At 67.7% G+C, this 24,199-nt stretch carries 26 protein-coding genes; 11 read left to right on the top strand and 15 right to left on the bottom strand.

Features of this window, described 5'->3' with window-relative positions; translation table 11 throughout:
- Window positions 1–2 precede the first annotated feature (2 nt).
- Genes AC0Z35_RS12305 through AC0Z35_RS12250 form a run of 12 tightly spaced genes read right to left on the bottom strand, consistent with a single transcriptional unit; the run spans window position 3 to window position 10,806 of the window.
- Window positions 3–1,250, bottom strand: coding sequence for an NAD(P)/FAD-dependent oxidoreductase (locus AC0Z35_RS12305; protein WP_485132058.1), 1,248 nt, complete (start codon window positions 1,248–1,250; stop codon window positions 3–5).
- A 25-nt stretch (window positions 1,251–1,275) separates the two neighbouring features.
- Window positions 1,276–3,612 (bottom strand): MMPL family transporter, encoded by a 2,337-nt coding sequence (locus AC0Z35_RS12300; protein ID WP_485132057.1) that lies wholly within the window; start codon window positions 3,610–3,612, stop codon window positions 1,276–1,278.
- Complete coding sequence (locus AC0Z35_RS12295; RefSeq protein ID WP_485132056.1) at window positions 3,596–4,279, bottom strand: outer membrane lipoprotein carrier protein LolA; 684 nt, start codon at window positions 4,277–4,279, stop codon at window positions 3,596–3,598. The genes AC0Z35_RS12300 and AC0Z35_RS12295 overlap by 17 nt, the downstream gene beginning before the upstream one ends.
- The gene (locus tag AC0Z35_RS12290; RefSeq protein WP_120154754.1) at window positions 4,276–4,719 is read right to left on the bottom strand and encodes an acyl-CoA thioesterase; all 444 of its coding nucleotides are present in this window, start codon (window positions 4,717–4,719) and stop codon (window positions 4,276–4,278) included. Before AC0Z35_RS12290 ends, AC0Z35_RS12295 begins: the two co-directional genes overlap by 4 nt.
- On the bottom strand, window positions 4,712–5,671 hold the full coding sequence (locus AC0Z35_RS12285) for a lysophospholipid acyltransferase family protein (RefSeq protein ID WP_046804522.1): 960 nt from the start codon (window positions 5,669–5,671) through the stop codon (window positions 4,712–4,714). Before AC0Z35_RS12285 ends, AC0Z35_RS12290 begins: the two co-directional genes overlap by 8 nt.
- Window positions 5,668–6,444, bottom strand: a complete 777-nt coding sequence (locus AC0Z35_RS12280) for a glycosyltransferase family 2 protein (protein ID WP_104145428.1) — start codon at window positions 6,442–6,444, stop codon at window positions 5,668–5,670. Before AC0Z35_RS12280 ends, AC0Z35_RS12285 begins: the two co-directional genes overlap by 4 nt.
- Complete coding sequence (locus tag AC0Z35_RS12275) at window positions 6,428–8,128, bottom strand: ApeI family dehydratase (RefSeq protein WP_485132055.1); 1,701 nt, start codon at window positions 8,126–8,128, stop codon at window positions 6,428–6,430. The genes AC0Z35_RS12280 and AC0Z35_RS12275 overlap by 17 nt, the downstream gene beginning before the upstream one ends.
- Window positions 8,129–8,131: 3 nt before the next feature.
- Window positions 8,132–8,680, bottom strand: coding sequence for a COG4648 family protein (locus tag AC0Z35_RS12270; RefSeq protein ID WP_120154760.1), 549 nt, complete (start codon window positions 8,678–8,680; stop codon window positions 8,132–8,134).
- Entirely contained in the window at window positions 8,677–8,931 is a 255-nt protein-coding gene (locus AC0Z35_RS12265; protein WP_039883125.1) for an acyl carrier protein, read from the bottom strand. The genes AC0Z35_RS12270 and AC0Z35_RS12265 overlap by 4 nt, the downstream gene beginning before the upstream one ends.
- Window positions 8,932–8,948: 17 nt before the next feature.
- Entirely contained in the window at window positions 8,949–9,209 is a 261-nt protein-coding gene (locus AC0Z35_RS12260) for a phosphopantetheine-binding protein (RefSeq protein WP_046804525.1), read from the bottom strand.
- Window positions 9,206–10,054 (bottom strand): lysophospholipid acyltransferase family protein, encoded by an 849-nt coding sequence (locus AC0Z35_RS12255; protein ID WP_104145427.1) that lies wholly within the window; start codon window positions 10,052–10,054, stop codon window positions 9,206–9,208. The genes AC0Z35_RS12260 and AC0Z35_RS12255 overlap by 4 nt, the downstream gene beginning before the upstream one ends.
- On the bottom strand, window positions 10,051–10,806 hold the full coding sequence (locus tag AC0Z35_RS12250) for a beta-ketoacyl synthase chain length factor (protein WP_485132054.1): 756 nt from the start codon (window positions 10,804–10,806) through the stop codon (window positions 10,051–10,053). The genes AC0Z35_RS12255 and AC0Z35_RS12250 overlap by 4 nt, the downstream gene beginning before the upstream one ends.
- Before the next feature lie 135 nt (window positions 10,807–10,941).
- Between AC0Z35_RS12250 and AC0Z35_RS12245 the strand changes: the two genes are divergently transcribed.
- From AC0Z35_RS12245 to AC0Z35_RS12220, 6 genes are all read left to right on the top strand, one after another.
- On the top strand, window positions 10,942–11,580 hold the full coding sequence (locus AC0Z35_RS12245) for a 4'-phosphopantetheinyl transferase family protein (protein WP_485132053.1): 639 nt from the start codon (window positions 10,942–10,944) through the stop codon (window positions 11,578–11,580).
- Window positions 11,581–11,690: 110 nt separating this feature from the next.
- Complete coding sequence (hmpA, locus tag AC0Z35_RS12240; protein WP_485132052.1) at window positions 11,691–12,908, top strand: NO-inducible flavohemoprotein; 1,218 nt, start codon at window positions 11,691–11,693, stop codon at window positions 12,906–12,908.
- 56 nt (window positions 12,909–12,964) lie between these two features.
- Complete coding sequence (locus AC0Z35_RS12235; RefSeq protein WP_046804528.1) at window positions 12,965–13,402, top strand: Rrf2 family transcriptional regulator; 438 nt, start codon at window positions 12,965–12,967, stop codon at window positions 13,400–13,402.
- 151 nt (window positions 13,403–13,553) lie between these two features.
- Complete coding sequence (locus AC0Z35_RS12230) at window positions 13,554–14,801, top strand: D-amino acid dehydrogenase (protein WP_104145426.1); 1,248 nt, start codon at window positions 13,554–13,556, stop codon at window positions 14,799–14,801.
- A 95-nt stretch (window positions 14,802–14,896) separates the two neighbouring features.
- Window positions 14,897–15,862, top strand: a complete 966-nt coding sequence (locus AC0Z35_RS12225; RefSeq protein ID WP_485132051.1) for a proline dehydrogenase family protein — start codon at window positions 14,897–14,899, stop codon at window positions 15,860–15,862.
- Between the two features lie 155 nt (window positions 15,863–16,017).
- Window positions 16,018–16,821, top strand: coding sequence for an AraC family transcriptional regulator (locus AC0Z35_RS12220; protein WP_485132050.1), 804 nt, complete (start codon window positions 16,018–16,020; stop codon window positions 16,819–16,821).
- Here the strand turns inward: AC0Z35_RS12220 and AC0Z35_RS12215 are convergent.
- Window positions 16,770–17,435 carry a flavodoxin family protein gene (locus AC0Z35_RS12215; protein WP_485132049.1) on the bottom strand — a complete coding sequence of 222 codons (666 nt, stop codon included), beginning with the start codon at window positions 17,433–17,435 and terminating at the stop codon, window positions 16,770–16,772. The two genes, AC0Z35_RS12220 and AC0Z35_RS12215, sit on opposite strands and share 52 nt — an antisense overlap.
- A 112-nt stretch (window positions 17,436–17,547) precedes the next feature.
- Here AC0Z35_RS12215 and AC0Z35_RS12210 point away from each other — a divergent pair, with 112 nt between their 5' ends.
- Window positions 17,548–18,447 (top strand): LysR substrate-binding domain-containing protein, encoded by a 900-nt coding sequence (locus tag AC0Z35_RS12210; protein ID WP_485132048.1) that lies wholly within the window; start codon window positions 17,548–17,550, stop codon window positions 18,445–18,447.
- A gap of 27 nt (window positions 18,448–18,474) precedes the next feature.
- On the opposite strand, the gene AC0Z35_RS12205 is transcribed toward AC0Z35_RS12210, so the two are convergent.
- Window positions 18,475–19,914, bottom strand: coding sequence for an MFS transporter (locus AC0Z35_RS12205; RefSeq protein ID WP_485132047.1), 1,440 nt, complete (start codon window positions 19,912–19,914; stop codon window positions 18,475–18,477).
- Between the two features lie 126 nt (window positions 19,915–20,040).
- On the opposite strand from AC0Z35_RS12205, the gene AC0Z35_RS12200 reads away from it, so the two are divergent.
- From AC0Z35_RS12200 to AC0Z35_RS12185, 4 genes are all read left to right on the top strand, one after another.
- Window positions 20,041–20,979, top strand: coding sequence for a LysR substrate-binding domain-containing protein (locus AC0Z35_RS12200; protein WP_485132046.1), 939 nt, complete (start codon window positions 20,041–20,043; stop codon window positions 20,977–20,979).
- Entirely contained in the window at window positions 20,976–21,881 is a 906-nt protein-coding gene (locus AC0Z35_RS12195) for a LysR family transcriptional regulator (RefSeq protein ID WP_319304356.1), read from the top strand. Before AC0Z35_RS12200 ends, AC0Z35_RS12195 begins: the two co-directional genes overlap by 4 nt.
- Before the next feature lie 189 nt (window positions 21,882–22,070).
- On the top strand, window positions 22,071–22,700 hold the full coding sequence (locus tag AC0Z35_RS12190) for a glutathione S-transferase family protein (RefSeq protein WP_104145367.1): 630 nt from the start codon (window positions 22,071–22,073) through the stop codon (window positions 22,698–22,700).
- 33 nt (window positions 22,701–22,733) lie between these two features.
- The gene (locus tag AC0Z35_RS12185; RefSeq protein ID WP_485132045.1) at window positions 22,734–23,711 is read left to right on the top strand and encodes a pyridoxamine 5'-phosphate oxidase family protein; all 978 of its coding nucleotides are present in this window, start codon (window positions 22,734–22,736) and stop codon (window positions 23,709–23,711) included.
- On the opposite strand, the gene AC0Z35_RS12180 is transcribed toward AC0Z35_RS12185, so the two are convergent.
- On the bottom strand, window positions 23,708–24,166 hold the full coding sequence (locus AC0Z35_RS12180) for a winged helix-turn-helix transcriptional regulator (protein ID WP_046804538.1): 459 nt from the start codon (window positions 24,164–24,166) through the stop codon (window positions 23,708–23,710). The two genes, AC0Z35_RS12185 and AC0Z35_RS12180, sit on opposite strands and share 4 nt — an antisense overlap.
- Window positions 24,167–24,199 lie beyond the last annotated feature (33 nt).

Genomic DNA, 24,199 nt, shown 5'->3' with positions numbered 1-24,199 from the left:
TCTCAGGCGGGTTCGGCTTGCGTGGCGGCGCCACGGCAAAGCTCGCTTAGCATGCGCAGGCGGCGTTGCGGGCTGGCGACAAAGGGGTTGGCGGTGTCCCACGCGTAGCCGGCCAGAATCGAGCTGATCATCCGGCGGATTTCGGGCTGCGGATTCTTGTGGAACACCACGTCCTGGAATTCGCCGCTGTACCAGCCTTGCACATAGGCGCGGAAGGTCTCTACGCCCAGCATCAAGGGGTCGGCAAAATCGGCCTGCCAGTCCACCACTTCGCCGCCCAGCTGGCGGTGCAGGGCGTCGGTGGCCAACTTGGACGAGCGTAGCGCGATGGTCACGCCGGATGAAAACACCGGGTCCAGGAATTCGGCCGCGTTGCCCAGCAGCGCGTAGCCGGGCCCGTACAGCCGGGTGACGCTGGCGGAATATCCGCCGATGGTATTGGCCGGCGTGTCCCACACGGCATTGGCCAGCACGCGCTTGAGGTTCGGCGCGGCAGCGGCCATCTCACGCAGGGTCGACATCAGGTCCTGGTCGGGGCCACCGAACAGATCCTGCCCGCCAACCACGCCGAACGAGCAGCGGCCGTTCGAGAACGGAATCAGCCAGTACCAGATGCCCGGCTGCTCGGGATGCACGCTGATCAGGATTTTCTCGCGGTCAAAGCCGGGGTCGTCGATGCGGTCTTCGATGTGCGTGAAGATGGCCTTGCGCGGCGGCATCGAGGAAGGGCGTTCCAAATCCAGCAAGCGCGCCAGCACGCGGCCATAGCCGCTGGCGTCCAGCACGAAGCGGCTCTTGACCTGGTAGCTGGCGCCGTCGGCGCCGCGCACGTCCAGCAGCGGTTGGTCGCCGCTGAAATCCGCGGCCGTGACTTCTTGCAGGTAGCGCACGTCCACGCCCTGGCGCGCGGCATCGTCGGCCAGCACTTTGTCGAACTGCGCGCGCTGCACCTGGAAGGTGGTGCCGGGGCCGGCGGTGAACTTGTCGCGAAAATCAAAGTAGGTGTAGTCGTCGCCCCGCGCAAAGGCGGCGCCGTTTTTCACCTGAAAGCCCGCCGCGTTGACGGCAGGCATCATGCCGGCTTCTTCAACGAATTCCAGGCAGTGCGCCAGCAGGCTTTCGCCAATTGAAAAGCGCGGAAATTGCTGGCGTTCCAGCATCAGCACATCATGGCCTTGCCGCTTGAGCAGGGCCGCCGCAACCGCACCGGCGGGACCTGCTCCGATGACGACGACTTCACGATGTTCCATGTGGGGTGATTCCATGTAGGGGGGGCTAATGGGAGCGGCCGCGCTGGGGCGGACGCACCCAGGGAGACCACAGCAAAGAAAAGGCAACGCCCAGCGCGACGGCCATGCCGAAGTTCGCAATGGCAGGCGTCTGGCTGACGGCAAGCAGACCGAAGGACAGCAAGGTGGTGACGGCGCCCAGCAGGACGCCGACCAGGCTGGCGGCGGCGCCCGCCACGCGTTCGTACATGAAAATGGCGTAGTCCACGCCGATGGCGGACACCAACAGCAGGCCGAACAGGCTGAACAGGGTCAGGGGCTGGCCCAGATAGCCCAACGCGGCCAAGGCGCAGGCGGTGGCGGCAAGCGGCACCGCCAGGATGCGCCAGGTGGCGGCGCGACCCAGCGTCAGCAGCAGCAAGACGGCCGCCACCCCATAGGACAGCAGCTTGAGTTCGGCGGCTTCGATACGGGTTGAGGCGAACATGCGGTTCAAGTCGCCGCTGCGGTCCACCAGTTCGACGCCCGGCAAATCGCCCGCGATGCCGTCCAGCGCGGCGGCGCTGCGCAGGCCCAGCAGCGTGACCATGCCGGCTGCCTGGCCGTCGTGCACGCCCAGCCATTGGCCGCGCCAGCGTTCGGCAAGCGGGCCTTGCAGCGCGGCGTCGATGGTCAGCGGGGGCAAGGTGGCGAAGGCATTTAGTTCACGCTGCAAGGCCGCAAACGGTATGCCCAGGTCGGTCAGGGGTTTCCAGGGGTCGGGCCGCGCGGCCTGCGCCGTCAGTTGCCGGCCTAGCGCCAGCTGGTCTTGCACGGGCGACACCAGTTGGCTAAGCGCGCTGTAACCGGCAAGGTCGCCACGCTGGACCAGCGCGTCCAGCTTGCGGGCCACCCGCGCTTGTCGGCGCAGCAGCTCGTCCGCGTCGGGCGCGCGCACAAGAAAGAACTGGCTGGTCGGCGTGAAGCCGGTGATCTCGCCGATCTGGCGCGCTTGTTGCAATAGCGGCGCGGGCAGGCTCAACCATTGGCGCAGGTCGTCCTGGATGACCAGCCGGCTGACGCCACCCACGGTAGCGGCCACCAGCGCCAGCGCGCCCGCCGCCAGCAGCAGGCGTCGGCCCGCCACGCGTTCTCGCAAGCGCAAAGCCGCTTCGGCGGCGTGCAACAGCGGCGGCCATGGGCGCGGATGCCAGCCGTTCATCCATGCCGGAAGCTGGCACACCGTGCACGCGTAGGCGCCCAACAGCCCGGCGGCTGAAAAGACGGCCGTCTGCGTCAGGGCAGGAAACGGTGTAAAGGCCAGCGCCACGTAGCCGACCAGGCTGGCCGCCAGGCTGATGGTCAGGCCGGGCAACACGCGGCGCAGCGCGGGCCATGCATGCCAGTCGGCCATGCCGTAGCTTTTGCCCAGCCAGTGCATGGGAAAGTCCACCGCCACGCCGATCAGGCTGGCGCCGATCACCAGCGTCAGCACATGGATCGAGCCAAACACCGCCACGCAGGCTACGGCGCCGGTCAACAGGCCCACCGCCACCGGGATGAATGCCAGCAACGCACGCGCGCGGCGCAAGGCCAGCAACAGCACCAGGACGATGCCGGCCATGGCGATGGACCCGATCCAGGAGCTTTCGGCCACGGCCTGCGCCCGCCCGGCCGCCGCGTACAGCGGGCCGCCGGCGACCAATAGTTCCGCGCCGTCGGCCTGTAGCGCCTGGCGGGCTTCATCGATGCGGGACGCCAGGCCCTGCGGCGCGTCGGTGTCGAACGCGTCAGCGCGCGTTTCGGCGCGCACCAGCACCCAGCGCCGGCCGGCATGTTCCGCTTGCAACGTGCCGGTGCCCATGTCGTATTGCACCGCGCCGCCGGGCCGCAACGCTTGTTCGGCGCGCCGGGTCAGCCCCAGCCAGTCCTTGTCCACGGGCACCAGTCCCGACGACGAAAACGGGTCGGACAATTCGCGCGCGCGGCGTTGGGCGTAGGCGGCGGGGTCGCCGGCCAGTTGGTCGCGGTGGGCAGGGGGCAGCATGGCCAGGCGTCCGGCCAGCAGCTGCGCGCGCAGCGCGGCCACGTCCACATTCAATTCCAGCTGCACCGAGGCGAACAGGCCGCTGTCGCGCAGGCGGTCGACCAAGGCGCGCGCGGGCGCCACCGGGTCCGCGCCCGGCCGCGCCGCCACCAGCGCCAGCAACTGGCGAGACAGCGGTTCCTGGATGCGTGCTTCGGCCAATTGCCGCGTGGCGTCGGCCTGGGTGTGCGGCACCAGCTCCATCAGGTTGGCCGACACCGGCCAGCCATGGCGGCATTGCCACGCGCCCACGCACAGGATAAGTAGCAGACCCAGCTTGAACAGCCGGGGCAGCCAGCGCTCAATGGGAAAACGCACGTTGTTCTTCTGAAGTCAGGGCGTCGGCGGCAACCGCGTCCGTCATTTGCAGGACGCTGCGGTCGCCTTGGGATTCGCGCAATTCGATGCGGTCGACCAGCTTGCCGCCGTTGATCTGGATGTTGTCGAAAATCTGGCGCAGCAAAGCGGACCGCGGCGTCAGCATCAGCTGCCATGCCGCGGCGTCGCCCGTCAGGGCAAGGTCGAAGTTGTCTTGCAGGTCTTTGGTGTCGCCGGCCAGCACCGACAGGAACAGCCGGTTCTCGCGGCCCGACCCGGTCTGTTGCGGCAACGCCTGCCAGGCCCCGGATTCATCACGCCGCGATATGCCGCCAGCGTCGATGCGCAGGTCCTGGGCGATGGGCGTGCGCAGCAGCCACAACAGCCCTTTGCCGGCTGCCAGCGTGAAGTCGCCACGGCTGGTCAGGGGCTGCGGCAGCGAGCGCAGGAATTTTTGCTGGATGAAATGGCCACGCACGACCGGCGTGGCACGCAGCTGGGCTTGCAGGTCGTCCAGGCTGAAAGCGTGCGCGGTCCACGGCAGCGCGATCAGCAACAGCAAGAGCCACTGCAACTGCCGCAGCGCCGCATGTCGTGCGAGTGTCAGGCCGCGTTTCAAGCCGTGTTTCAGCCGCAGTGCAAACGACTTGGTGGCAGGCGCCTTCATGCCGACGCCTCCAGGGCATGCAGCTTGCGCCGCACGGCGTCCACGAACGCGGGTGGCGAGGTCAGCTGCATTTCACGGGTTGCGATGCAGACGGCCACCTGTTCAGACGTGCCGCGCGTCAGCCGCTTGCCGCTTGCCGTATCCAGGATCAGGTAATTGATCTTCAAGCGGTTTTCCCATTCCACCAGCTCGGCGCGGACCGTCAGGCGCTGGCCGAACTCGGCCGGCTGGGCATAGCGCAAATGCAGATCGATGACCGGCCAGGCGTAGCCGCTGGCGCGCATGGCGTCGTAGTTGTGGCCCAGTTGGTCCAGCAGTTCGCAACGCGCCTGCTCCAGGTACTTCACGTAGTGGCCGTGCCACACGACATTGAGCGAGTCGACGTCGAAGAAGGGGACCTGGATGTCGACCTGTGCGCCGATAAGGCCTCGTTTACGCATCGTCTTTCCAGAAAGGGTAGAAGTTGAACCATTGCAGCGGCGCCAGTCGGCAGTGCGCGGCAAGTTGGTCGGCATAGCGTTGCGCCCAGTAGGCGATGCGTTCCTGGCGCGTGGCGCGCGTCCATTCGATGCCGTCGCACAGGCGTTGCATGGCGACGCGGTAGCGGCCGCCATGGCGCGTGCAGAACAGCACATTGACCGGGCAGCGCAGCAGCCCCGCCAGCAGCCAGGGCCCTTGCGGCAGCGCGGCCGGCGCACCCAGGAAGTTGACCCGCGTGGTGCGGTCGCCCTGCAGCGGCACGCGGTCGCCGGCAATGGCCAGCCATTCCCCGCGATCCAGGCGCTGCGCCAGGTCCAGCATGGTGGCGGCGTCCAGTTCGCTGACCTGGATCATGCGCAAGCCACCGCCGGCCTCATCCAGCAGGCGGTTGAAATGCACGGCGTGCTTGCTGTGCACCAGCACGTTCAGGCGCAGCGCGCCCGACTGTTCGGCCAGCGCGCGGCACACTTCGATGTTGCCCAGATGCGAGCCCACCAGGATCTGGCCACGGCCGGTGCCCATTTGCGCATGCAGGCCGTCGGGGTCGGCGATGTCCAGGTGCGACAGCGTGATCTTGCCTTGCCACACGTCCAGCTTGTCCAGCATGGCGTCGGCGAAGGCCAGGTATTGGCGGTAGACGGGCAGGGTGCGCGGCAGCGGCACGTGCGGCAAGGGCGGCATGTTGGCCATGTCGGGCATGTCGGGCGTTGTCGTGCCGGATAGCCGCTGCTGGTACTGCGCGATGGCGCGGCGCGCGCGGCCACCGAATGCGTAGAAGTACAGCACCACGATCCACACCACGGGCGCGACCACGCGGCGGCCCAGCCGACGCGCGGCCCAGGCCGTCAGGCGCATCAATAGGGGGCTGCCGCGCTCGCGCTGGTGGGCCCAATGGGAATCGGCGGCGCTCAAGATGGCGCCCTTCCTGCCAGGCGGTGCGCCCTGCGTGCCAGGCGGCGCCACAGCAACGCCGGCGCGCGGCCCAGCATCCCGAAGAACAGCCGCGCGTGCATGCGGCTGATCAGCACGTTGTCACGCAGGCCCTTGAAATGCGACACCCCGCCTGCCGGGTAGGTCACGCGGGTGGGGCGCCACGCCATTGGCACACCGCGCCAATGCAGGCGCACCAGGATGGCGATGTCGAAATCCATGCGGCGGCCCACGCCGGCGCGGTCAATGACGGGCAGCACGGACGCCAATGGATAAATACGAAAGCCGCACATGGCGTCGGGGATGTCCATCGACAGCGTATTGATCCAGACCCAGACGCGGGTCAGCCAGCGCCCGTAAAGGCGGCTGCGCGGGACATCGTCGCCGTAGACGGGCGCGCCGCAGATCACGGCTTGCGGGTGGGCGCGCGACGCCTCGGCCATGGCGATGGCGTCGTGCAAGGCGTGCTGGCCATCGGCGTCCACCTGCAAGGCGTGGGTATAGCCGAAGGCGGCGGCGGCGCGCAGGCCGTCCTGTACCGCCGCGCCCTTGCCGCCATTGACGGCGCGGCGCACCAGGTGCGTGCGCGGCTGCGCGGCCAGCGTGTCCAGCACGGCCGCGCATCCCGGCTCGGAACCATCGTCCACCAGCACGCAGGGCAAGCCCTGCGCCGCCATCTGCGTATGCACGGCGGCTACCGTGGCGCCATGGTTGTAAACCGGGATGACCGCGCACAGCTTATGGGGTTGCGGCATGGCCATCCCTTTGAATCATGCGGCCCGACGAGCAGGGCGCGTCGTCCACCGTCAAGGTGAAATACAGCTTTTGTTTCGCCTCGTCCCAGCGCAAAGCCATCACGGCCCGATCCCCGGGGCGCAGCAAGCGCTGGAATTTCAGGGCCTCCATGCCGCCAAATTGCAGGCCGGGGCACAGACCGCGCTGCGCCAGCGACAGCGCCCAACTGATTTGCGCGACGCCCGGCACCACGGGCACCGTCGGGAAATGCCCGCTGAAAAACGCCAGGTCGTAGGGAGTATCCAGCGTGTAGCGGCGTTCGTTGCCGGGTTGGCCGGGCAGTTCTACCACATGGGGGTCCACCGGGCGCGGACCCGCCGCCGCGTCGAACAATACCTGCGGCATCTTGCCCTGCGCATTGGTGGGCAAATGCCTGAAAAGCCGCCACGATCGCGGGATGGCCAGCGACTCAAAGCCCGTGCCCAGATGCGTGCGTAGCGCGTCCACCAGCGTCTTGCGGCCTTGGTTGCGCAGCACATGCAGTCCCGCGCTCGACAGCGCGACCAGCCCGGTCAGGCGCGTGGCGCCGCTCGCGATGCCCACGCGCGCATCGGCCACATAGCCGTGGCGCATCAGCGCCTGTTCCAGCATTGGCAACGAGATCCGTTTTTCTTCGATCTTGACGATGCGGTCCAGGCGGCCCAGCAATTCAAAGCCGCTGCCGGTCAGCCGGGCGCCATCCGAGGTGTGTTCGTCGGCGGCGTTGACCCAGGGCGATTGCACGCGCAACGCGCCGTCGGCGCCTGTGCTGAGCGCAACGCCGGGCAAGGCTTGCCAGTCAGATGCCCCGGTGCGCCACGCAACGGCACCGGTTTCCGAACTGCCATAGATTTCGGTGGGACGCAGGCCAAGTTCGCGTTCAATGTCGTCGGATACCTGCACCGGCAGCGCACCGCCCGACGAATGAATACGCAGCAGTCGGCCGCGTAGTTGCACCCAGTCCAGCCGTTGACCCAGCCGGCGCAACATGGCGGGGCTGGCTATCCAGGTGAAGGACGGATAGCGCAGGCTGGCTTGCTGCAATTCCTCGGGATAGTGGCGCTGAAGGCGGTCGATCAAGCGGCCCGCGCACAGCGGCCACAGCACGCGAAACGGCAGGCCGTACATATGTTGTGCCGATACGCTGCCCAGCACGGGCGCGTTCGGTTCCGGCCATTGTCGCTGCAAGGCGTGGACCTCGGCCGACAGCTGGCGCCATTGCTTGTGCAGCGGCTTGGGCGCGCCGCTGGAGCCCGACGTGCACAGCACCAGAGTGCGTGCGGGGTCCAGGCCGGCGGGCGCAAGCGGCGTATGGTCTTGCAAGCCGTGCAGCCGCCATTGGCGCGACGGTGGCACGGGCAGGGCGGTATCGGTCAGCCAGGCGTCGACATCCGCGTCCAGCGTAGCGCAGGTGGCGGGCTGCGCATCGCCGGGCAAGACGGCGATGACGTTGGCGCGCCAGCAGGCGAACAGCGCAATGGCCAGCGCCACGGCATCGTCGAACCACAGCGCCACGCGGCGTGGCGCGCGTGCCTGCAAGGCGCCGGCCGCGCGCAGGCTGGCCTGCGCGAAAGCGGCGCGAGTCAATGGCGGCTCGTCGGCCAGCAGGACGTCGTGGGCGGCTGCGTTTGGCAGCAGCAGGTGTTCTAGCGGTGTCCAGCGCATGGCTCAAACCGCCTTCGCGGCTGCCGGGCGCAGCAGCCATTCGCCTGCCATCAGCAGGCCCATCAAGCCATAGCTGATGGCGCCGTTGTAGGCGACCCACCAGCTCCAGGGCGCCCAGGCGGCCAGGGCCGCGGCCGCCGCGCCGTTACCCGCAAAAAACAGGCACCATGCACGCGTGACGTTACGCGTGTAGCGCACGCCCTCGGGCGGCAGGTTCGGATGACGCAGGCGGGCGATTTGTTCAATCACGGGACGGCCGACGCGCAGGCTTGCGCCGAAGATGGCAAGCATCATCGCGTTGACCATCACGGGGTACCAGCGCAGCCATGCTTCGGAATTGCAAAGCGCCAACACGACGCAGAACGTCACGGCCACGGCCGGCAGCAAGCGCGCGCCGGGTTGCCCGGCGCGCGCGGTCAAGCCACGCAGCAACCACAGCAGCGCCAGCGGCAAGGCCAGCCAGGCGGGACTGACGCGCCCCAGCGTCGCGTGCACCACAAAGGGATACGCGACGCCGGCCACGGCCAAGCCGGCCGCAACGCCGCGCCTCATGCGTCGGGAGCCTGCTTTTGCCACATGGCCTGGACCACGTCCTCGACGGTGCGCACCGTGCGAAAGTCGTTTGCGTCCAACTTGCGGCCGGTCTGGCGGCGCACGTGGTCGATCAGGTCGATGGCGTCGATGCTGTCGATTTCCAGATCGGTATATAGATTGGCTTGCGGCGTAACGCGTTCGGGTTCGATCTCGAACAGCTCGACCAGCGCGTCGCGCAACGTATTGAAGATGTCCTCACGGGTATGCATCGTGGACTCCATCTGCGTTAAGCGCGGCGCTGCGCGGCGACAAAGTCCGCCAGGCTGCTGATGCTGGTGAAATGCTCGCGCATGTTGCGCGTTTCGGGATCGATGGCGATGCTGTAGCGCTTTTGCAGCGCCAGGCCCAGCTCAAGGGCATCGACCGAATCCAGCCCCAATCCCTCGCCAAACAGCGGGGCGTCGGACGCGATGTCGTCGGGGGTGATGTCTTCCAGACCCAGCGATTCGATGACGAGCGTCTTGAGCTCAAGTTCCAATTGGTTCATCCCGCTTTGACTCCGTTGCCACCGTCCCGGGTGGCGTGTTCGTTCATGACAGCGCCGGCCGGCGCGGTGCGCGCCAGCTCGGCTTCGAAATAGGCATGCAGCCAGGCATTCATCTTGCGGCCCGCGGCGGGCAGGGGGTGCGCGCTGCTCCAGACGGTCGGGTCGATGTCCTCGCCCACCTGGATGACATAGCGCATGCGGCGCGCGGGAATCCGGTACCAGGGTTCGCCCTTGGTCAGGCTGCGCGGGTTCATCTGGATGACCACGGGCGTGACGATGCGCGCACCGCGCAGCGCAATGGCGCAGGCGCCACGGTGAAACTGCGGCAATGCGTCAGGCGGCGTGCGCGTGCCTTCGGGGAAGACGATCAGCGTTTCGCCGTTGCGCAGCACATCAGCGGCGCGGTCAAACATGTCGAAGCTCTCGTCGTTGGTGATGTAGCCCGCATTGGCAACGGGGCCGCGCGTGAACGGGTTGGTGGCCAGCCCATGCTTGACGATGCAGTTGGCGTTCTTGACGTGTCCCACCAGAAACACCACATCGAGCAACGACGGGTGGTTGGCCAGGATCATCTGGCCGGGCTTGCCCAGGCGGTCGGCACCCTTGAATTCAACGGTCAGGATGCCCACCCGAACCATGAATCGGATGAACAGGCGAAACGTGCGGTTCAGCGCCCAGCGCGCGCGCCGCTGGCGTTCGATCCGGCCGCCCGGCAGCAGGCGCTGCGGCGGGAAGACCAGCACGCGCAACAGCACGCCGCCCACGCCGAACATCGTGAAGGCCATGCCGGTGGCCAGCAGGCGCCAAAGCCAGAAGTCCTGGCGGGGTTGGGTGGTGCTAGTCATGCGGTGCGGGTCCAGGTCCAGCGTCGGGCGCGATTGGCGTGCCCCCACGTGGGGGTGCGCAGCGTCAGGTGGCGCAGCAGGTTCAAGGGGTTGGGCCAGGCGTGCTCCGCTGCCGTCAAGTCGAAGGACGACGTGGGTGGCGGGCGGTGGCCGCCGGCGCCAGAGGACAGGGCCAGTGACCAGTCCGAGCCGGCGCGCAAACGAAACGCGGCGGCGTAGGTGTAGGGCACGTCATCGATCCAGGCGGCATAGGGCGCGGGCGGGCGCTCTTCGGCCAGCACCACCAGGACGTCGTCATGGCCCTGGTCGAGCAGCATGGCGGCTTCGACAAACGCGTGCTCCAGGCCGTCGTCGTCCACCGACAGCGCGACGGATTCGGTGGTTTCACCGCGTATGATCGACCACTGCGCGGCAATGGCGTTGTGCACCGACAGGCCGAACGCGGTGGGAGACAGCGGTTCGTTTGCCGCCAGCGCTTGCAGCAGGCCGAAATTGCGGGTGGTTTCGCCGTGCCGCGAGGCAAACACGAACGGCATCGCCGGGCGCCCGGCGGCTAGCGGCCACGCGCATTCGAACACCGCGCGGGCAAGCGGGCTGAGCCGGCGGCGTTGCATCGGGGGCAGAAAGTCCAGGCGGGGCGCGCGTGCGTCATCAAGAGGACAGTAAGGGTGTTGCGCCCAATGAAACCAGTCTTCGGGCGACTCCATTCCTTGCGTCCAACCTTGCCATTGCGCGATTGAAAACGTCAACATAGCGCGCGATTCTACTATGTCATCGCTCATGGAATTTGTTTTCAGTAGTAACTTTGTGTCGACGCCACAGCAAGGGGTTTCGCGTCTTCGAAATGTAATTGGTTACTTATTGCCGTGGAAATTCAGGAACTATTCATGTATTGGGCGGACAAAGGCGCCGCCGAACTTTATCGGGTGCAGGACCTGTCCGAAAACGACGCCTTGCTGGCGCCCGCCCGATCCGGCCCCAAGGCCCGCGAAGACTGGCGGGTCAGCCGTGCCTTGCTGCATGACGTGCGCCGGTCCACCCCTGCGGGCGGGGTGACGTCGCTAAGCCACAGCGGCGGGCACGCCGTCTGCGCCCGCGCCCCGGACGGCTGGGCAGTGGGCGCCGACCTTGAGCGCCTGCGGACACGGGATTTTGCCGCGCTGGCCGCTTGGGTGTGCTCAAAGGAAGAGGCCGTGGCGCTGGCCGCCTTGGAGGGGCCGGCCCAATGCCATCGTTTTTACCTGCTATGGACCTTGAAAGAAGCCTTGATCAAGGCAGCAAAATTGGCTTTTCCAGCGGATATGGCCACGGTTGGCCTCGCCAGGGATGGGGACGGCACATGGCGGCTACGCGCGCCGCCCGGCCCGTGGCAGGCGGCCAGCTGGATGGTGGGGGACGCATGGATGGCCTCCGTGGTGTGGCAGGGCCCGGACCCGGCCACAAGGTATCCAATTTGGCGCGGGGGCGCCGGCTGCGCCTTGCCGGCGCTAACACTTGTTGGCGAATGGCTACGCGACATCGATTAAGGGGTGCGCCGGGATGTGTCCTTGGTTCTTGAAGATGACCCTTCGTTCTTAAAGATGTATTATGAATATATGTTTAAAGCGAGCCCGATCGCAATTCAAGGAGCAGCAAGATGTTGAGCCCCGAAGTCCGCGCGCTGGTCAAAGCCACGGCCCCCGTCCTTAAAACCCATGGCGTGGCGCTGACGCGTCATTTCTACGCGCGCATGTTCGAGCACAACCCCGAGCTCAAGCACGTGTTCAACCAGGGCCATCAGGCCGGCGGCCAGCAGCAGCATGCGTTGGCCGGCGCCGTGACCGCCTACGCGGAACACATCGACGACCCTTCCGTGCTGGCCCCCGTGGTGACGCGCATCGTGCACAAGCACGTCAGCCTGGGTATCCGGGCCGAGCACTACGCTATTGTGGGCAAGCATTTGCTGGCGTCGATCCGTGAAGTGCTGGGCGAGGCCGCCACCGACGAACTGGTGGACGCCTGGGCCGCGGCTTATGGCCAATTGGCTGACTTGCTGATCGCCGAAGAATCGCGCCTGTATGCCGAATCGGCGGGCAAGCCGGGCGGTTGGACGGGGTGGCGCGCCTTTCGCATCGTGGGTAAGCAGCCGGAAAGCGCTGAAATCACGTCCTTCTATCTGGCGCCGTCCGATGGCGGCAAGGTGCCCGCCTATCGCCCCGGCCAGTACCTGTCCGTGCGTGTCTACATTCCCGAGCTGGGCCTGATGCAGCCGCGCCAATACAGTTTGTCGGACGCGCCCGGGCAAGATCGCCTGCGTATTTCAGTCAAGCGCGAGGCCGCGGGCGCCCAGACGCCGGCGGGCCGGGTGTCCAACACTTTGCACGACCGGCTGCAAGAGGGCGACGTGCTGGATGTGGCGCCGCCGCAAGGGGATTTCTATCTTCAAGAAGACAGCGACGCGCCCGTGGTACTGCTCAGCGGCGGAGTCGGGCTGACGCCGATGGTGTCGATGCTGAACCATCTGGTGCGCACCGACGACAAGCGCCAGATCCGGTTCGTGCACGGCTGTCGCAACCGCGCGGTGCACGCCATGCGCGACCACGTGAACCGCATCGCGGCAGAACGCGGCAATGTACGCAAGGCGGTCTTCTATGAAGAAGTCGGCCACGCCGACAAGGCCGGCGAAGACTACGACCACCGTGGCCGCGTGAACCTGCGCGCCATCGCGGACGAGGCCATCGTGCCGGGCGCCGATTATTACCTGTGCGGTCCGGCGCCGTTCATGGCCGCGCAACGCTCCGCCTTGCTGGAGCTGGGCGTGGAACCCGCGCGCATCCACGCCGAGGCCTTTGGCACCGGCGGCGCTCCAGCCTGAGCGGTGTATCCTGGCGGCCTGAACTTTTCGGGCCGCCCGGCCACCCGAACCTTGCCATGCAACTGACCCGATTCACCGATTTCGGCCTGCGCGTCTTGATGTATCTGACGCAGTGCCGAGACCGGCCCAGCGCCGTGACCATCCCGGAGATCGCCGAGCGTTTCGACGTGTCGCGCAATCACCTGGTCAAAGTGGTGCACTTCATGTCGCAACGCGGCTGGATCAGTACCGTGCGGGGCAAGGGCGGCGGTTTGCGGCTGGCGCGCGACGCGTGCAGCTATCCCGTCGGCGACCTGATCCGCGAGCTGGAACAGCAGGGTCCGCTGATCGATTGTCGCGAACCGCCCTGTGCGCTGGACGGCGCCTGCCGGCTGGCGGGCGTGCTGGCCCAGACCCTGAACGCCTTCTACGACGCGCTTAACGGCTACACGCTGGCCGATCTGGTGCGCGACCCCACCGCCGCCGCCATCATCAAGCTGCACCGCGCGGCCTGACCCGTCAGCCTTGGCCCGTCTGTCTTGACCCGGCCCGCTTGCCCCCCTCAATCCCATGATGTTTTGTTATGGATGCTGCGGCGTTTGGCATTTGCCGCGCTGCCCATGGCCGTTACAAAATGGGAGATTCCCTGTTTGATTGGATGAAGGCATGCGCGTTTGCGTAATCGGTGCGGGCGTTGTCGGCGTGACGTCTGCGTATTTCCTGGCGCGCCAGGGCCACGATGTGGTGCTGGTGGACAGCCAGGCGCGGCCGGCGGAAGTGTCCAGCTACGCCAACGGCGGCCAGCTCAGCTACAGCTACGTCGCGCCGCTGGCCGGTCCGGGCGTCTTGCCCAGCGTGCCCGGCTGGCTGTTGCGCCAGGATTCCCCGCTGCGCTTCCGGCCCCGGCTGGACCCCCACCAATGGCGTTGGTGCGTGCAATTTGCCCTGGCCTGCCGCGCGTCGGTGGCCAAGGCGTCCACCGCGCAGTTGCTGGGCTTGTCCTACCTTAGCCGCGACGTCATGCACACGCTGCTGCAACAGGAAAACCTGGATTTTGGCCATCTGAAAAACGGCAAGCTGATCGCCTACCGCAGCGCCGCCTTGCTGGACAAGGCGCGCGCGCTGGTGGCCTACCAGGCGGGGCACGGCGCGCAGCAGCAGGTGCTGGATGCGGCGCAAACCCTGGCAATGGAGCCGGCGCTGGCCGCCATGGGCCGCAATCTGGCGGGCGCGATCTACACGCCCAGCGAAGAGGCGGGTGATTGCCGTCAGTTCACCGAAGGCCTGTTCGACCGCCTGCAAGCGCTGGGCAATGTGGAGTGCGCCATGTCCAACCCCGTGACCGGTTTGCAGCGCGAAGGCCGCCGCATCGTCGCGGTGAACACGCGCCATGGCGACATCGGCGCCGACGCCATCGTGCTGGCCACCGGCATCGGCACCCGTGCGCTGCTCAAGCCGCTGGGGCATGACGTGCCCTTGTATCCGCTAAAGGGGTACAGCCTGAGCGTGCCCTTGGCGGACGACGACACGGTTGCCCCGCGTATCAGCGTGACGGATTACGAGCGCCGCATCGTCTATGCGCGCGTGGGCAAGGTGCTGCGCATTGCCGCCATGGTCGATATCGGCAGCGCCAACGCCGATATCGATCCGGCGCGCGTGGAGCTGCTCAAGCGCCAGGTGCGCGAGGCGTTTCCCGCGCTGGACCTGACGCAAGCTATCCCCTGGGCCGGCTTGCGCCCGGCCACGCCTACCGGCAAACCGTTGATCGGGCAGAGTCCGGCGGCCGACAACCTGTGGCTGAACATTGGCCAGGGCGCGCTGGGCTTCACGCTGGCCTGCGGCAGCGCCGCGTTGCTGACGGCGCAGATGGCCGGGCTGGAACTGCCCTTGGACCCGGCGCCGTTTCGGCCTTGAGCCCGCGTCCCCCAGGCGCCATTCCCCGCGTTCACGGGCGTTCAATACAAGCGCGTTCGGCCACGCCATAGTGCGGCTCTCTAGCGGGAGCACTCATGAGCATTTTCCAAAGAACCACCATCGCGCTGGCGCGCAGCCCCGTCATGGGGCGCGCAATGCGGGCGGTGGCGGCGCGCTCGTCGCTGGCGCAGCGCTTTGTCGGCGGCACGGATGTGCACGCCGCCGTTCGCACCGCGTTGCGGCTGTGGCAGGCCCATGGCATCCGGTCATCGTTGTTCTACCTGGGCGAATACGTGGCCGACCCCGCCGCCATCGAACACAACGTGTCGCAAGCCATCGAGGCCTGTCGCGCGCTGGGCGCGGCCGGGCTGGACGTGCACGTATCCGTGGACCCCACCGCCATCGGCTACATGGCCAGCGACGCGCTGGGCGCCGCCAACGCGCGCCGTATCGCCGACGCCATTGCAAGCCCTCGCGTCGCCATCGCCCGCCGCAACTGCATGATGTTGGATATGGAAGATTCCACCATCCGCGATCGCACCTGCGCGCTACATCGTGCCTTGCTGGAAGACGGCTTGCCCGTCGGCCTGACCTTGCAGGCGCGGCGGCGGCGCACGCCCGAAGACCTGGCCTGGGCCGTGCGCCGGCACACGTCGTTGCGGCTGGTGAAAGGCGCGTTTCCCGAGCGCGCGCTGGACCATGCGGGCCGCGCCCGGATCGACCTGGCCTATCTGGACGCGGCCGCCATCATGCTGTCGCACGACGCGCGCAAAGCGGGGTTTTATCCGGTGTTCGGCACGCATGACGATAGGCTGGCCGGCGCCATCATGACGCTGGCGCGCGAGCGGGGATGGTCGCCAGACGCGTTCGAATTTGAAATGCTTTATGGTGTGCGCCCCGACTGGCAAATGGCGCTGCGCGGCCTGGGCTATAACGTCCGGGTCTACCTGCCATTCGGTGCCGACTGGTGGCCTTACGCCATCCGCCGCGTCGGCGAAAATCCGTCCAATGCGTGGCTGTTGGCGCGCTCGCTGACCGCGGATGGACGGTACTTCGGCTAGCGTAGCGGAGCAGGGCGATAAGACGGCGGGGCGACAGGCCGGCGGACTATCGGCCACGCCACGCCGTTGCGGTCCGGGCTGGCGGCAGTCGCGCAAGGACTTCTGGCCCTCTATTTCTGGCTATCCATTTCTGCCTATCCACTTCTGGCTATTTGATGGCTGCATCTGAACATATCTGGCATTGCGGCGCGGGCCTGCCCGGCGACGTCTTGATCGCGGATCTGCGGGCGTACCGCTACGCGCCGCACTTTCATGATGCCTGGTCGATCGGCGCCATCGAACGCGGCCGGTGCTCTTTTACCGTACAGGGCCACACCCACGTTGCCGCCACCGGCGACCTGGTGGTGATCGCACCCGGCCAGGTGCACACGGGCGGCACGTCGGACGCGCCGCTGGCCTATCGCATGGCGTACATCGACCCGGCCTGGTTCGATGACCACGCGCGCGCCATGCTGGGAGGCGCCGCGCGCATATCGGGCCCCGTGATCCGCGCGCCCGCGTTGTGCGCACAATGGCTACACGCGCTGGCGCCCGGCGCCATGGACGACGGCGAACGCCGCGAACGAATCTCGGCCGCGCTGCTCGGCCTGCTTGGCGCGCACGGCGACGCGACCGCGCCTGCGGACAGCGACGCGTCCGACGTCTGCGCGTTGCTGCGCGAACGCATGGCGACCGATCCCGCCTGCGCGCCGGACCTTGATGCGCTGGCCCGCGCGCAGGACCGTCACCGCACCACGCTGGTCAAGCAGTTTGCCCGCCGCTACGGGCTTCCGCCGCAAGCCTGGCTGCGCAATTGGCGCGTGGCGCGCGCACGGGTGTTGTTGCGTGGCGGCGTGCCGCTGGCGCAAGCGGCCCACGCCGTGGGGTTTGCCGACCAGGCGCACCTGACGCGCGTGTTCAAGCAGGTCTACGGCAGTACGCCCGGCGTGCTGCTGCGCGCGGGTTCCCAGACGTTGTGAGGGCGGGGCGTTTCGATGCGGTAATCGGAATATTTCCGGGTAAAGAACGACGCGCCCAGCTGCTCGGCAGCCAATAAGGGCTGGCGAGGATCGGCCGCGATTTCTCCGCGCAGGTTGCCCGCGCCGTGCACATAGCCCACGAATTCGGAATGCGAATAGCGCGCGTATTCCTGCACCTGATGCACGATGCCCAGCGCCGCCCCGGGGTAGGTTTCCTCGGACGCCACCGCCAAGCCCAGGCGCTTGCCCGTCATGCGTGCCTTGACGCGTTCCGGCTCGGGGCCGCTGCCGGCATAGTGGCTGAACGAACGGTCAAAGAAAGCCTTGGTCTGCGCCGACATGCCGTACCAATAAATGGGCGTGCAGATCAGCACGCCATCGGCAGGCAGGAAGTGTTCAAGAAACAGTTCCGAATAGCGGTCATCGGGCGCGGGTTGGTGGCGCAGGTCGGACAGGAACCCGTGGAGGTAATCGTCCAGGAAAAGCAGGTTGGCGGATATGCCGGCGGCGTTTGCGCCACGTTGCGCGGCGGCGCCTAATGCGGCGCTGTTGCCGTCGCGGCGGGGGCTGCCGACCAGGATCAGCAGGCGTTGGGATGGATGATTTTGATTCATGATGGCTCCGAATGAGTTCGTGCCTTCAATATAGAAATCCGGCTTGTCGACGACAAATGATGAATCCTTGATTAAGATGAATTCATTTCATCCATAAGGTTGTCCAGTCCTCATGTTTTCGACCTTGCCGGTGACCGCCCTGCGCGCGTTCGAGGCCGCCGCGCGGCTGCGCAGTTTCAAGCTGGCCGCCGCTGAATTGGCGGTGACGCCCACGGCGGTGTCGCACCAGATCAAGTCGCTGGAACGGCAGGTGGGATTTCCGCTGTTCGACCGCGCGCCACGCAGCGTAAAACTGACGGACAAAGGCGCGCGCCTTTTCATCAGCGTGCACGGCGCGCTGCTGGACATTGCGCAAACGCTGGACGCCTTGCGCCCCGAACCGGCCTCCGGCGCCTTGACGCTATCGACCACGCATTCCTTCGCGGCCCTGTGGCTGGTGCCGCGACTGGGGCGCTTTCATCAAGCCTTTCCGCAATACCAGCTGAACCTGCAAACCGGCGCCGACCCCGTGGATCTGCTGCAAGACGCCAGCGTGGACGTGGCGGTGCGCTATAGCCGACGCGCCTATCCCGCCCTGCATACCGCCGCGACGCTGCCCGAGTGGTTTGGCGTCTACGGCGCGCCCGGGCTCATCGCGCAAATGGCGAAGACGCGCGCGGCCAAAGCGGCGCCTGCCTTGGTGACGGTGCGCTGGCGCGATTCGGATCTGTACGAACAAGGCTGGCTGGCGTGGTGCCAGGCGGCGCGTATGCCCGCTTGGCGCGAACCCGAGGCCGTGCACGCCTACGCAGAAGAACACTACGCGCTGCAAGCCGCCATCGCGGGGCAGGGGCTGGTGCTGGCCAGTTCGGTCATGGTGTCCGACAGCGTGCGCGCCGGCACCCTGGCCGCGCACCGGCCGCGAGTGCGCGTGCCCGGCGCGGCCTACACGGCCCTGTGCGCGCCCGGGCGCGAACGCCATCCCCCGGTCAGGGCCTTTTTGGCGTGGCTGACGCGGGAATTCCAGGCGTAGCGGTCGCCTGCCGCGATGCGCGCGTGGTCAGCTCGCCCGCCATGACGCGCGCGGCAACAGCGGCAGGGCGGCCAGCATCGCCACGCCCGCCAGCACCCAGGCGGCGGGCCACGAGCTGGCCGCCACCACATGCGGCAGCGCAACGGGCGTCAGGAACAGGCCCAGGTAGACGCAGCTGTTCGCCATGCCCAACGCCGTGCCGGCCCGGTTCACGCCGGCAAGCGTCGCCAGTTCGGTATATGCCACGCCGTGCCAGGCCGACGCGCACACGCCCGCCGCCGTCAGCAGGGCGGCCGTGGCAAGCACCGCGCCCGGCGTGGTGGGGCCGCCACTGACCAGCCAGGCGACCGCGCCCAACGCCGCGAACATCAGCGCGCTCAGTTGCGCGCAGCGGCGCAAAAAGGCGCGTCGGTTGCCGTGCCGATCGGTCCACCGGCCGCTGGCGATGCGCGCCACCATCGCGCCCAACTGCACCGCCACCATCACGGCAGTCAGCGTTCCGATGTCCGCCTGGCTGAAGTCGTGCAGGAACACCGTGGCGAAGGTCAGCACCGCGAACTGCGGGCAGCACATCAAGCCGATCGCCGCCGCCGCGCGCCAGACGCGCGCATCGCGCAACGGGCCGCGCGTGGGGGGGCGGGCGGCGGCATGGCGGCCTGGGGCGGCATGGGCGGTGGCGGTGGCGGTGGCGGGGGCGGGGGCGGGCTCAGCCGAGGCGGGGCCGGCCTGGACGGCTTCTATCCGGTCGAGTCCGGTCAAGTCCGGCTCCGCCGTGACCCGCGCGGCGGCGCGCAATCCGCCCGGACCGCGCAATCCGCCCGGACCGCGCAATCCGCCCGGATCGCGCAGCCAGCACACCGCCAGCACCGCCGCCGCTGCGCACATCGCGGCCAGTGCGCCGAAGACGGCGGCAAAGCCGGACCGTGCCGCCAGCCAAGGCAGCAGCAGGGCGCCCAGACCTCCGCCCAGCGGCACGGCGGTCTGGCGGATGCTCATGGCAAGCCCGCGTTCGCTATCGCCGAACCAGGCCATCACGGCCCGGCCGCTGGCGCCGTTGACGCTGCCGCCCAATACGCCCACCAGCACCAGACCCGCCGCCAAGAGCCACAAGCTGGGCACCACACCGGCCGTGGGCGAGGCGAACACGCTTAGCCAGGCCAGCGCGGCTGCCGTGGCGCTCAGGCCGGTCAACAGGACGGGGCGGTCGCCCCAGCGGTCGGTCAGCAGGCCCCAGGGCAATTCAAACAAGGCCACGCCCAGGCCCATCAAGCCCAGCGCCAGCCCAAGCTGATCGTTGTCCAGCCGATAACCGGCACGCATGAACACCGCCGTGGTCGGCAGGCCGGCGGCGGCGGCCGAAAAGGCCGCGTTGGCGGCCACGCCGACCGCCAGCACTTTCCAGCGGTGCGCGGCGGCGGGCGCGGCCGGGGCGGACAGCAAAATCGCAGGGGCGGGGATGTCGGACATGCGGAACTCCAGAGCTTTTAAAAAAGGACCCGGCCAGTTTGCGCGTCTGCTATCGTTCTGAAAATCAGGAAATATTGATTCAATAGTTTTGAAAAACTGGACTATTAAAGCCAAGCAAGGCGACCCATGCGACCCGTAACCTTTGACCTGGACATCCTGCGCAGCTTCGTTGCGGGCGTCGATTTGGGTAGCTTCGGCCGGGCGGCCGACCGCCTGGGCCGATCCACGTCGGCGATCAGCGCGCAAATGAAAAAGCTGGAAGAGCAGGCCGGCGTGCCGCTGCTGCGCAAGGCCGGGCGTGGCCTTGCGCTCACCGACGCGGGCCAGACCATGCTGGCCTACGGCCGCCGCCTGTTGGAGCTGAACGACCAGGCAGCCCGCGCCGTGCAAGGGGCCGAGCTGTCCGGCCGCGTGCGCCTGGGCATGCAGGAGGACTTCGGCGAAATGCTGTTGCCCCGCGTGCTGGGCCAATTCGCCCGCGCGCATCCCTATGTGCGGATCGAAGCACGGGTGGCGCGCAACGGCGAACTGCTGGAACGCATGGCGCTGGGGCAGTTGGACCTGGCGCTGGCCTGGGACTTTGATGCGCGCCTGCCGCATGCCGAACGCCTGCTGGACCTGCCCATGCGCTGGATCGGCCCCAGCCAGCTTGCCGATCCGCCGCGCGGCGACGGCGATGGCGAACTGCCGCTGGTGGCCTTCGAGGCGCCTTGCCTGTTTCGCACCTGTGCCACCGACGCGTTGGACCGCGCCGGTGTGAACTGGCGCGCGGCGTTCACCAGCCCCAGCCTGGCCGGTTTGTGGGCGGCCGTGTCGGCGGGGCTGGGCCTGGCCGTGCGCACGCCGTTGGGCCTGCCCGCCGGCGTGCGCGCGCTGGCGGCGGGCGAGCAGGGCTTGCCCCCTTTGCCGTCGATCACGCTGTCGCTGTATCGTGCCCAGGCGCAGCCGGACCCGGTGGCCGCCGCGCTGGCCGATATCGTGCGGCAGTGTGTCCGGGACAGCAGCGCCGCCTGGGCGACGCCATCCGCCCTGTCCACCACCTTGCCCGCCACGGTCCCAGCATGAATCGATTCCAAGAAATGTCGGTGTTCCTGGCCGTGGCTGAAGCCCAGAGCTTTGCCGCCGCCGCACGCCGCCTGGAAATGTCCGCGCCGTCGGTCACGCGCAGCGTTGCCGCGCTGGAACGGCGGCTGGGCGCCTTGCTGCTGGTACGCACCACGCGCAGCCTGCGCCTGACCGAGGCGGGCCAGCGCTACGCGGCCGACTGCCGCCGCATTCTTGAAGACGTCGAACAAGCCGACGATGCCGCCGCCGGTGCGATGGCCGTACCACGTGGCGCGCTGCATGTCACCGCGCCCGCATTCTTTGGCGAACTGCACGTCATGCCGGTGGTGCTGGGCTATCTGCGCGCGCATCGGGCCGTGTCGGTGCGCACCTTGCTGGTGGACCGGGTGGTCAACCTGTTGGACGAAGGCGTGGATGTTGCCGTGCGCATCGGCGCGTTGCCCGATTCCACGTTGACGGCGGTGCCGGTGGGCCACGTGCGCCGCGTGGTATGCGCCACGCCTGAATTCCTGCGCCAACACGGCGAACCCCAGGACCCCGATGCGCTGCACCGCTTCTGCACCATCACGGCCGCGATGGAAGGGCGGGGCGCGCAATGGCGCTTCCAGCAAGCTGGCGAGCCGCGCCGGCTGAACGTGGAATCGCAGCTGGCCGTCACGTCGTTTCAGGCCGCCGTATTGGCCGCGTGCGAAGGGTGGGGCTTGACGCAGGTGGTGTCGTACCAGGTGGCACGGCACCTCAAAAGCGGTGCCTTGCAGGTGGTGCTGCGCGACTTCGAATTGCCGCCCATGCCGGTGCATGTGGTGTACCCAGAGGGCCGCCGCAGTTCCGCCAAAGTGCGCAGCTTTGTCGAGTTCTGCGTGCAAGCCCTGCGGCGCGATCTGGCCGAATTACCGCTCTGACGGGCCGGAGCTCGGGCAGCGAGGCCGGGGGATGAGGAGCCTTCGGCCGGTGCCTTCCCCGTGCCTTTGACCCGGTACCTTCCACCCGTCCTTTCAAATCCGACAATAGTGTCTTGTCGCGGCTGGCCGTTCACGCGGGGCGCGCATCGGACCAAGATGGAGCCATGTTCATCCACCTTGGAAATTCCCATGTCCGCTGCCCCGTTGACCTTCTATAGCTTTCCCCTGTCCGGCCACGCGCATCGCGTCGCGCTGATGCTGTCGCTGCTGAACGTTCCGCACCAGCGCATTGACGTGGACCTGCGCGGCGGCGAGCACAAGCGCCCGGAATTCCTGGCGCTGAACGCGTTCGGCCAGGTGCCGGTCATCGACGACAACGGCACGGTGGTGGCGGATTCCAATGCCATCCTGGTCTATCTGGCCACCCGCTACGACGGCCAGGCCTGGCTGCCCGCCGATCCGGCCGGCGCGGCGGCGGTGCAGCGCTGGTTGTCGGTGGCGGCCGGGCCCCTGGCCAGCGGCCCGGCAACGGCCCGATTGATCACGGTATTTGGCGCGCCCTACGACGTGGAAACGACCTTGGCGCGCGCGCATGCCTTGCTGGGCGTCATGAACGCCGAGCTTGGCACCCGTGCCTTCCTGGCCGGTTCCCGCCCGACGATCGCGGACGTGGCCTGCTACGCCTACGTGTCGCACGCGCCCGAAGGCAATGTGTCGCTGGCCGACTACCCGCATGTGCGCGCGTGGCTCGACCGCATCGAAAGCCTGCCGGGCTTCGTGCCCATGGCCCGCACGCCCGCCGGCTTGCAGGCCGCCTGACACCGCCATCACCGCCACGGCCCGGAGCGCACCATGATCCCCACTGATACCCCTCTTGACGACGGCTTGCCCTGGCATGCGGGCGAACGCCTGTTGCAAGCGCGCGCCGGCGTGGCTGAACGCATGGCGCAGATCGGCCCGAAGATCGTGCGCGACCACATGCCCGACCAGCACCGCGCTTTTTTCGCGCAGTTGCCATTCCTGGTAATAGGCACGGTGGACCCCCAGGGAGACCCGTGGGCCGGCGTGCTGGAGGGCCAGCCCGGCTTTGCCATATCGCCCGACCCGCACACCTTGCGGGTAACCGTCATGCCGGATGCCGATGACCCGGTGCGCGCGGGCCTGGGCCCCGGGCAGGCGGTGGGGCTGCTGGGCATCGAACTGCACACGCGCCGGCGAAATCGCATGAACGGTCGCATCGCGGCATGGGACGGCAAGCGCTTCGATGTAGCCGTGGCGCAGTCCTTTGGCAATTGCCCGCAGTACATCCAGGCGCGCGATTTTCATTTCTCGCGTTCGCCCGCCATGCGGTTTGCAGCCGCGTTGCCGGAAACCGATCAGTTGGACGATGCCGCGCGCGCGTTGATCCAATCGGCCGACACCTTTTTCGTGGCCTCTTACGTGGACGATGATGCGCGGGGTGGCCGCGCGGTTGACGTGTCGCATCGCGGCGGCAAACCCGGTTTTGTGCGGGTGGACGGCAATGTGCTGACCATTCCCGATTTTTCCGGCAACCGCTTTTTCAATACCTTGGGCAACCTGATGGCGAACCCGCGCGCGGGGTTGGTCTTTGTGGATTTTGAACGGGGCGACCTGCTTCAGGTATCGGGCCGCGCCGAGGTGGTGCTGGACAGCCCCGAAATCCAAAGCTTTGCGGGCGCTGAACGGCTGTGGCGCGTGCACGTGCGCCGTGTGCTGCGGCGGCCCGGCGCCTTGGCGCTGCGCTGGCAATTCGGCGCGTATTCGCCCACCGCGCTAGGCACGGGGCAGTGGCCAGGGCAGCCGGGCTAGCCGGGCGAGGGCGTGGTTTTCTGCACGACGGTGTCGTCGGGCTCCAGCAGGCGCCCGTCCTGGGCGCGGATTTCCAGGCGGCGCACGGCTTGGCCGCGCTTGCGGTCGATCAGCGTGGAGTGCGCTTCGGCAGGGCCGTAGTAATGGTCTTCGCCCCACTGCCGCAAGCCGACGATGACCGGAAACAGCGCGCGGCCTTTGTCCGTCAGCACGTATTCCTGATAGGCGCTGCCGTCCGAGGCAGGGGCCACGGCCAGGATGCCGTGGGCAACCAGGGTGCGCAGCCGGTCGCTAAGGATGTTCTTGGCCACGCCCAGGCTTTTCTGGAATTCGCCAAACCGGCGCACGCCGTCGAACGCGTCCCGCACGATCAACAGCGACCACCAGTCGCCGATGGCGTCTAACGAGCGCGCCACCGGGCAGGCGGCGCCTTCAAGGCTGGTGCGTTTGACCATGTCTGACCCTAGGATTGGGATGCAATGGTTGCA

The sequence above is a fragment of the Achromobacter sp. 1L-A-4-B-C2 genome (assembly GCF_057291955.1).
This window is presented reverse-complemented; position numbering and strand designations above follow the sequence as displayed.